We start from the raw sequence: 7,945 nt of genomic DNA, 5'->3' as shown, positions 1-7,945 counted from the left end.
GCCTCCAGGCCGAAGCCGAAGCCATCCTTCGCAAGTCGAACTGGGTGGATCCGGAGCAGCGGCGCGCGGCCTATGCCAAGGGCGGCTGGACGCGCTTCGATGACACGCAGGAACCTTATGGTCCGGCCGAAATCGAGCAGGAACGTCTGCGCTACAGGCGTTAAAGCGATCCAGGAGGAGGCCGGCATTTGCCGGCCTTTTTCATTAAGTAAGGAGCTTAGGCTCCATTTGTGATTAGGGCGCCTCGACCAATGGGGGCACAATGATGTCAAAATGAGCCTGCACGGGAGCCTTAGCATCAGCGAGGTCGTTGCCGCACGGCTTGAATTTCGGGTTTTGTTTGCGCGCGAGCTTTGGAAGTTGGAGGTGGAGAAGGGAAGGTCCGAGGACAAGGCGCGATGCTCTTTAGGCCCAGACAAACATACCTGCCTCTTCGGCAGCCTTCAGGAACGCGGCCCGCGCGAATTCCGGTGCTTCCAATCCTTCTAAGACCGAAAGGCAAGCTGATTCGGCTGCTGTCAGGGCTTTGCCCCTCTTTCGCGGCCAATGCTCAAGCAGAAGCCGCGCCGCTTCGGCGGTTGACGATATCGTCAGACAACCGTCCGCTATATCTTGGTTGTCAACTCGATCGACCCGCGGCCGCCAACCCCGTGTGAACTCGGCTCCCGTCGCCCGGCTGGCAAGTTCTGGCTGCCAGCGCAGATATGCGCAATCAGCCAGCAGACGGCCACGACAGGCCCCGCTCGCACTTTCTCATCCAGGTGCGTTCGGGCAGGGGACGTGGACTTCTGCCAGTTCTGAAGTAACTTATTAGTCCGATCGGCGGTACGTAACAAAAACGGGTATTTCTCCACCCACACGACGCTAAATCAACTATTTGGCACCAATAGCTGCCTGCCACCTCTTCCGCCATCCCCCTGCTATTTTTCCCGACTTGTTGCTGACGCATTGTCATCCTAGAATTCCCGTGCAGCCAAAAGCGATTTGTCGGCTTGATGCGAGATAAGGGGAGGCAGCGATGGACGTGCTTCGAGACCCCACGCATATCGGCATGTTTGAACCGCAGGATCTCGATATCCTGAAAGGTGTTTTCACCCGGTTGACGGCAGCCAAGAGCCCCGGGCTCGACGAGGCGCGGGAGCGATCGCTGGCGCGCTCGATCATCACGCTGTACCGGCACGGCGTGCGCGATCCCGAACAGCTCTTCGACGTGTTGCATATCCAGACATCCTGAAGGTTTGAACCGCGTCGATGCGGCCAACGCTCGCTGACAGTAAAGCGGGCGTTTTAACCATATGGAAACCATAATTCATCGAAGCTGGCCGCGGGCTTCCTATCCATTCGCAATTTTGCCATGTTATTGGCATGATTAACGTACTGTTATTTACTGAGTGGCATTGACGGCCGGCTTGCAGGGGCAAGGCAGGTTGGCTGGCGCACCGTCGGGGACAATAGCGGCGTGGGACATAAAAACTTCGAGAAGAACGTGACCCGGTTTGGCATGGGCCTGCGGTTGCTGGCTATTCCGCTGGTCTGCGCGGGCCTTGCGGCCTGTGCCACGACGACACCGGCGCCCACCAAGAAGAAGGTGCGCGGCAAGGAATATTTCTCCGAATCCGAATATGGCGTGAAGGCGAGCCCGCGCGTCGTGGAGGACGGGCAGGCCGTGCCGAAGGGCGGCGGCCGCTACCAGCTCGGCAAGGCCTATCAGGTCCGCGGCAAGTGGTACAAGCCGCGCGAAGAGCCCGGCTACAACAAGACCGGCCTCGCATCCTGGTACGGCTCCGCCTTCCACGGCCGCCGGACGGCGAATGGCGAGGTCTACGACCGCTACCATCTTTCCGCTGCGCATCCGACATTCCCGCTGCCGAGTTATGCCCGTGTCACGAACATGGAGAACGGCACGTCGGTCGTCGTTCGCGTCAACGATCGCGGTCCGTTCCATGAAGGCCGGGTGATCGACGTTTCCTCGAAGACCGCCGACCTGCTCGACATGAAGCGCACCGGCACGGCCAAGGTGCGCGTGCAATATGTCGGCAAGGCGCCGCTCGAGGGCAACGACATGCCCTATCTGATGGCTTCTTATGTCACCAAGGGCTCGCGCGTGCCGGCGGTCGATCCGGGCGGGCAGATCGCGACGGGCGTCATGGTGGCTTCCGCCGACGACAGCGCGCTGCCGGGTGTGGGTGAGGGCACGCTTACCGTTCCCGAACAGAGCACGATGACGGCGCTCGCCAAGACGACGCCGACGACGGACGCCTTCCAGGCGATGGAACAGTTCGTCATGCTGCCGGAAATCGGCCCGCTGCCGATGGAACGGCCGAATTTCGTGCCCGACCTTTCGACCGAGCCGAGCTATGCCGCGGCTTACGCGGACGAGCGCGTGCGCGATGCCGCAGGCGCCTTCGACGCCATCCTGACGATCGACGGAAAACTCACGCCGCTCTCCGCACTCGCCGACAACGCGGGCTGATGGCCCGCGTCCCCAAAGCCGTTTGCGCAATGCAGGCGGCTGTGGGAGTGTGACGACATCCCGGAGTCGCCATGCATCGCCGCCTTTTCGCCGCCGTCGTTTTTTCCTTGTTCTTCATCAGCGTTGCGCACGCCCAGTCCGCGGCGCCGCAAGCCGGCTTCGACGTCAAGGCGAAGCAGGTCTATCTCATCGAGGCGCAAACCGGCACGGTGCTGTTCGCCCGCGCCGAGGACGATGCGGTCCCGGCCGCTTCGCTCGCCAAGCTTATGACCATGGCAACGGTGTTCAAGGCGCTTGCCGAGGGCGGAATCACGCTTGAGACGCAATATCCGGTGACCGAATATGCCTGGCGCACCGGCGGCGCGCCGTCGCGCACCTCCACCATGTTTGCGGCGCTGAAATCGAATGTGCGCGTGGAGGATCTGATCCGCGGCGTCACGGTGCAGTTCGCCAACGATGCCTGCATCATCCTGGGCGAGGGCATTGCCGGCTCGGAGAGCGCGTTCGCCGAACGCATGACGGAGGAGGCGCGGGCGCTCGGGCTGGTGAAATCGAACTTCGCCAATTCCACCGGCCTACCGAACCCGGAAAACCGGGTGACGATGCGCGAGATGGTGCTGCTCGCGCGCCACCTGCAGACGACCTACCCGCAGCACATGCGCTACTATCTCGAACCGGAATTCGAGTGGAACAAGATCAAGCAGCGCAACCGCAATCCGCTGCTGGCGCTGAATATCGGCGTGACGGGCTTCGTCACCGGCTTTTCGGAGGAGGGCGGATATTCGATCGTCGCGGCGGTGAACCGGGATGGCAAGCACCTGCTGCTCGCCATGGGCGGCCTGGAAAACGAAAAGACGCGCATCGAGGAATCCCGCCGCATCATCGAATGGGCGCTCTCTTCCTTTGAACGGCGCACGCTGTTCAAGGAGGGCGAGGCCATTGCGGATGCGAGCGTCTATGGCGGCGATGCCTCGACGGTGCCGCTGGTGGCCGGCGAGCAGGTGGACGTGTTTCTGCCGAAGGACAATTCGCAGCGCCTCGTCGCACGCGTCGTCTATAGCTGGCCGGTGCGTGCGCCGGTCACGCCGGGGCAGGCGGTCGGCACGCTGAAAATCTGGAACGACAAGCAGCTTTTACGCGAGGTGCCGGTGAAGACGGCGGGCACGGTGGGCGAGGGCACGTTGCGGGCGCGCGCGCTCGATGCGCTGATCGAACTCTTCTTCTTCTGGATTTGAAAGGGCGAAGCGGGGCGAAAAGCGTTTCGCCGGCCGGAAACATGGGTTAGTAGTGATCCCGAGTCATCCCGGCCTTTGCCGGATATTGCCAGGGAAATGGAAGTAGGATTTGTCTGCCGCACCGGGTTTGTTTGTCACGTTCGAAGGCGGCGAGGGCGCCGGAAAGTCGACGCAGATCCGGCTTCTGGCGGCAGCCTTGCGTGAACGCGGCCTCACCGTGCTGATGACGCGCGAGCCCGGCGGCTCCAAGGGGGCGGAGGCCGTGCGCCACGTTCTGCTTTCCGGGGCCGCTGAACCCTACGGCATCCGCATGGAAGCAGTGCTCTTTGCCGCCGCGCGCAGCGATCATGTCGAGCAGGTCATCCGCCCGGCGCTTGCGGCGGGCACGGTCGTGCTGTGCGACCGCTTCATGGATTCCTCCCGCGTATACCAGGGCATCACCGGCAATCTGGAGCAGCCCTTCGTCGAGGCGCTGGAGCGCGTGGCCATCAACGGCGTCGTGCCGGATTGCACGATCATATTCGACCTGCCGGCCACCATCGGCCTGGAACGCGCCCGCAAGCGCAGCACCGGGTCGGGCGAGAGCGCCGAGCCCGACCGCTTCGAGAAGGAAGAGCTGGAAACGCACGAAAAACGCCGCGAGGCCTTCCTCGACATCGCCGAGCGCGAGCCGCTGCGCTGCCGCGTGGTGGATGCGACGGAAACGCAGGAGGTGGTCGCAGCGCAGGTGCTTTCCATCGTCGAGACGCTGCTGCCGATCACGGCCGAGGGTCGTCCGGAGCATGTCTCGTGAGCGACGAGCGGCCGGGCATTCTCGATGGGGCGGTCCATCCCGCCGAGCAGACGAAGCTTTTCGGCCACGCCGAGGCCGAAGCCTTCCTGGCGCGCTCCTACCGCTCCGGCAAGGGGCACCATGCCATCCTGATCGAGGGACCGCAGGGTATCGGCAAGGCGACGCTCGCCTTCCGCTTCGCAAACCACGTTCTGCACCACCCGGAGCCCGCCGAGGCGCCGGAGACCATGGCAGACCCATCGCCCGCAGCCCCCATCACCCGTCAGCTGGCGGCCGGCGCTTCGCACAACCTGCTGCATCTCTCCCGCCCGGTCGATGAGAAAACCGGCAAGATGAAATCGGCGATCACGGTGGACGAGGTGCGCAAGGCCGGCAAATTCCTGGCGCAGACATCGGGAACCGGCAACTGGCGCATCATCATCATCGACCCGGCGGACGACCTGAACCGCAACGCCGCCAATGCAATCCTGAAAATCCTCGAAGAGCCGCCCAAACGCTCGCTCTTCCTCGTCTTGACCCACGCGCCGGGAAAGCTGCTGCCGACGATCCGCTCGCGCTGCCTGCCGCTGACGCTGTCGCCGCTTTCGGAAAACGACCTTGCTGCCGCGCTGGAAAGCCTCGGCGCTGCACCTTCGGGCCCGCGGGCAGGGGATGTGCTCTCCGCCGCCCGGGGCAGTGTTTCCGAGGCGCTGAAGCTGGTGAACTACGGCGGCTTCGACATCGTCGAGGCTTTTCACACCATCGTCGCGGCCCCCACCGAGCCGCCGCGCCGCGACGTGCACAAGCTCGCCGACGTGCTCTCGGCAAAGGACAGCGACACGGTTTTCTCCTTCTTCTGCCAGCACGCGACCGACTTCGTGACCGACGCCGCCCGCACCGCCGCCCTTACCGGCGACATTTCCCGTGCCGACCGCCTCGCCCAGCTCGCCTCGCTGCTCAACGAGCGCATCACCGTCGCGCAAGCCTATAATCTCGATCGAAAACAGACGATCATCAGCGTGCTCGACGACATCCGCGCCTCGCTTTAAGTCAACTTGCTGTTTCCCTCTCCGCCCGCATGGTCTAATACCTTGCGGCATTGCACAACCGAAGACAGAACGCACCCATGACCGACACGTCCCGTTTCTACATCACGACCGCCATTTCCTATCCGAACGGCAAGCCGCATATCGGCCATGCCTACGAGCTGATCGCGACGGATGCCATGGCGCGTTACCAGCGGCTCGACGGACGCGATGTGTTCTTCCTGACGGGAACGGACGAACACGGCCAGAAGATGCAGCAGACGGCGCGCAAGGAGGGCATTTCTCCGCGGGAGCTCGCTGATCGGAATTCGAAAGAATTCAAGGATATGGCCGTTCTTCTTAATGCATCGAACGATGACTTCATCCGCACCACCGAAGAGCGCCATTACGAGGCCTGCGCCGAGATCTGGCGCCGCATGGCCGCCAATGGCGACATCTACAAGGATAGCTATGCCGGCTGGTATTCCGTGCGCGACGAGGCCTATTACCAGGAAAACGAGACGGAGAAGCGCGACGATGGCGTGCGCTACGGACCCCAGGGCACGCCTGTCGAATGGGTGGAGGAGGAGAGCTATTTCTTCCGCCTCTCCGCCTACCAGGACAAGCTCCTCAAGCACTACGAGGACAAACCGGACTTCATCGGCCCGGCCGAACGCCGCAACGAGGTGATCTCCTTCGTGAAGTCCGGCCTCAAGGACCTCTCCATGTCGCGCACGACCTTCGACTGGGGCATCCCGGTGCCGGGCGATCCGGCGCATGTCATGTATGTCTGGGTCGACGCGCTAACCAACTATATCACCGCGACCGGCTACCTGACCGACCCGGAAGGCCCGCTGGCAAAATACTGGCCGGCGAACATCCACATCATCGGCAAGGACATCATCCGCTTCCACGCCGTCTATTGGCCGGCCTTCCTGATGTCGGCCGGCGTGCCGCTGCCCGAACGCGTCTTCGCGCATGGCTTCCTGCTCAACAAGGGCGAGAAGATGTCGAAGTCGCTCGGCAACGTGGTCGACCCGGTCAACCTGGTAAACCATTTCGGCCTCGACCCGATCCGCTACTTCTTCCTGCGCGAAGTCTCCTTCGGCCAGGACGGCAGCTATAGCGAGGAGGGCATTGCGACCCGCATCAATTCCGACCTCGCCAACGGCATCGGCAACCTCGCCAGCCGCTCGCTGTCGATGATCGTGAAGAACTGCGACGGCAAGGTGCCGGACTGCGGCGAACTCAGCGATGCCGACCGCGCGATGCTCGCCTCCGTCGATGCGCTCTATGCGCTGACCCGCGAGGAAATGGGCCGGCAGCAGATCCACAAGGCGCTGGCCGCGATCATCGCCATCGTCTCGGAGGCTGACCGCTATTTCGCCGGCGAGGCGCCCTGGGCGCTGAAGAAGACCGATCCGGTCCGCATGGGCACCGTGCTTTATGTGACGGCGGAAGTCGTGCGACAGATCGCGATCCTGCTGCAGCCGTTCATGCCGAAATCCAGCCGCAAGATGCTCGATCTCGTCGCGGCCCCCGTCGAAATGCGCGATTTCGCGGCGCTCGGCGAGGCCGGCCGTCTTGCCAGCGGCACGCCGCTGGAAGCGCCGACGCCGGTCTTCCCGCGCTACGTGGCGCCTGAGGCCTGACGCGGCGATGCTGATCGACACCCATTGCCATCTGGATTTTCCGGATTTCGAAGCGGAGCGCGACGACATCGTCGCGCGGGCGCACGCGGCCGGCGTGAAGCAGATGATCACGATTTCGACGCGGGTGCGGAAATTTCCGACGATCCTGGCGATCGCCGAAAAATACCCGTCGGTTTTCTGCTCGGTCGGGACGCATCCGCACAATGCGGACGAGGAGCTGGATGTCTCCGTGGCGGAGCTCGTCGAGCTCTCGAAGCATCCGCGTGTCGTGGCGATCGGCGAGGCGGGTCTCGACTATTTCTACGACAATGCCCCGCGCGACGCGCAGGCGACCGGCCTCGTCAACCACATCGCCGCCGCGCGCGAAACCGGCCTGCCGCTCGTCATCCACAGCCGTTCGGCGGATGAGGACATGGCGGCGATCCTGACGGCTGAAACGGGGAAGGGCGCCTTCCCCTTCCTGCTGCATTGTTTCTCTTCCGGCCCGGACCTGGCGCGCATCGGCGTCGAGCTCGGCGGCTATGTCTCTTTCTCCGGCATCCTGACCTTCCCTAAATCGGAAGAGCTGCGCGAGATCGCCAAGACCGTGCCGCTGGAGCGCATGCTCGTGGAAACCGATGCGCCCTATCTCGCACCAAAACCGTTCCGGGGAAAGCGCAACGAGCCGGCCTATGTGGCGCACACCGCCGCCGTGCTAGCCGAGACCATCGGCGTCAGCGCGGAAGAGATCGCCCGCATCACGACCGAAAACGCCTTCCGCGTCTTCTCGAAGATGCCGCGGGTGTAGC

Annotated in this window: 8 protein-coding genes; 7 read left to right on the top strand and 1 reads right to left on the bottom strand. The window is 63.4% G+C overall.

Going from position 1 to position 7,945, the window contains the following annotated elements; all coding sequences use genetic code 11:
* Positions 1-405: 405 nt before the first annotated feature.
* A complete protein-coding gene (locus AC1RWL_RS13140) occupies positions 406-588 on the bottom strand; it encodes a DUF982 domain-containing protein (protein ID WP_493158370.1) in 183 nt (60 codons plus the stop codon).
* A 430-nt stretch (positions 589-1,018) separates the two neighbouring features.
* On the opposite strand from AC1RWL_RS13140, the gene AC1RWL_RS13135 reads away from it, so the two are divergent.
* The 7 genes from AC1RWL_RS13135 (at position 1,019) to AC1RWL_RS13105 (ending at position 7,944) form a co-directional block, all read left to right on the top strand.
* Positions 1,019-1,234 (top strand): hypothetical protein, encoded by a 216-nt coding sequence (locus AC1RWL_RS13135; protein WP_256115904.1) that lies wholly within the window; start codon positions 1,019-1,021, stop codon positions 1,232-1,234.
* A gap of 267 nt (positions 1,235-1,501) precedes the next feature.
* Positions 1,502-2,473: a septal ring lytic transglycosylase RlpA family protein gene (locus AC1RWL_RS13130; RefSeq protein WP_439616905.1), complete on the top strand. Its 972-nt coding sequence runs from the start codon at positions 1,502-1,504 to the stop codon at positions 2,471-2,473.
* Between the two features lie 71 nt (positions 2,474-2,544).
* Positions 2,545-3,708 (top strand): D-alanyl-D-alanine carboxypeptidase family protein, encoded by a 1,164-nt coding sequence (locus tag AC1RWL_RS13125; protein ID WP_493094481.1) that lies wholly within the window; start codon positions 2,545-2,547, stop codon positions 3,706-3,708.
* Positions 3,709-3,817: 109 nt separating this feature from the next.
* On the top strand, positions 3,818-4,501 hold the full coding sequence (gene tmk, locus AC1RWL_RS13120) for a dTMP kinase (protein WP_493094482.1): 684 nt from the start codon (positions 3,818-3,820) through the stop codon (positions 4,499-4,501).
* The gene (locus AC1RWL_RS13115; RefSeq protein WP_493094483.1) at positions 4,498-5,529 is read left to right on the top strand and encodes a DNA polymerase III subunit delta'; all 1,032 of its coding nucleotides are present in this window, start codon (positions 4,498-4,500) and stop codon (positions 5,527-5,529) included. The genes tmk and AC1RWL_RS13115 overlap by 4 nt, the downstream gene beginning before the upstream one ends.
* Positions 5,530-5,606: 77 nt before the next feature.
* Complete coding sequence (metG, locus tag AC1RWL_RS13110; RefSeq protein ID WP_493094484.1) at positions 5,607-7,157, top strand: methionine--tRNA ligase; 1,551 nt, start codon at positions 5,607-5,609, stop codon at positions 7,155-7,157.
* A gap of 7 nt (positions 7,158-7,164) precedes the next feature.
* Positions 7,165-7,944 carry a TatD family hydrolase gene (locus AC1RWL_RS13105; protein WP_493094485.1) on the top strand — a complete coding sequence of 260 codons (780 nt, stop codon included), beginning with the start codon at positions 7,165-7,167 and terminating at the stop codon, positions 7,942-7,944.
* The last annotated feature ends 1 nt before the right edge of the window (position 7,945 follow it).

The sequence above is a fragment of the Shinella sp. GW821-FHT10F02 genome, from assembly GCF_058809275.1.
This window is presented reverse-complemented; position numbering and strand designations above follow the sequence as displayed.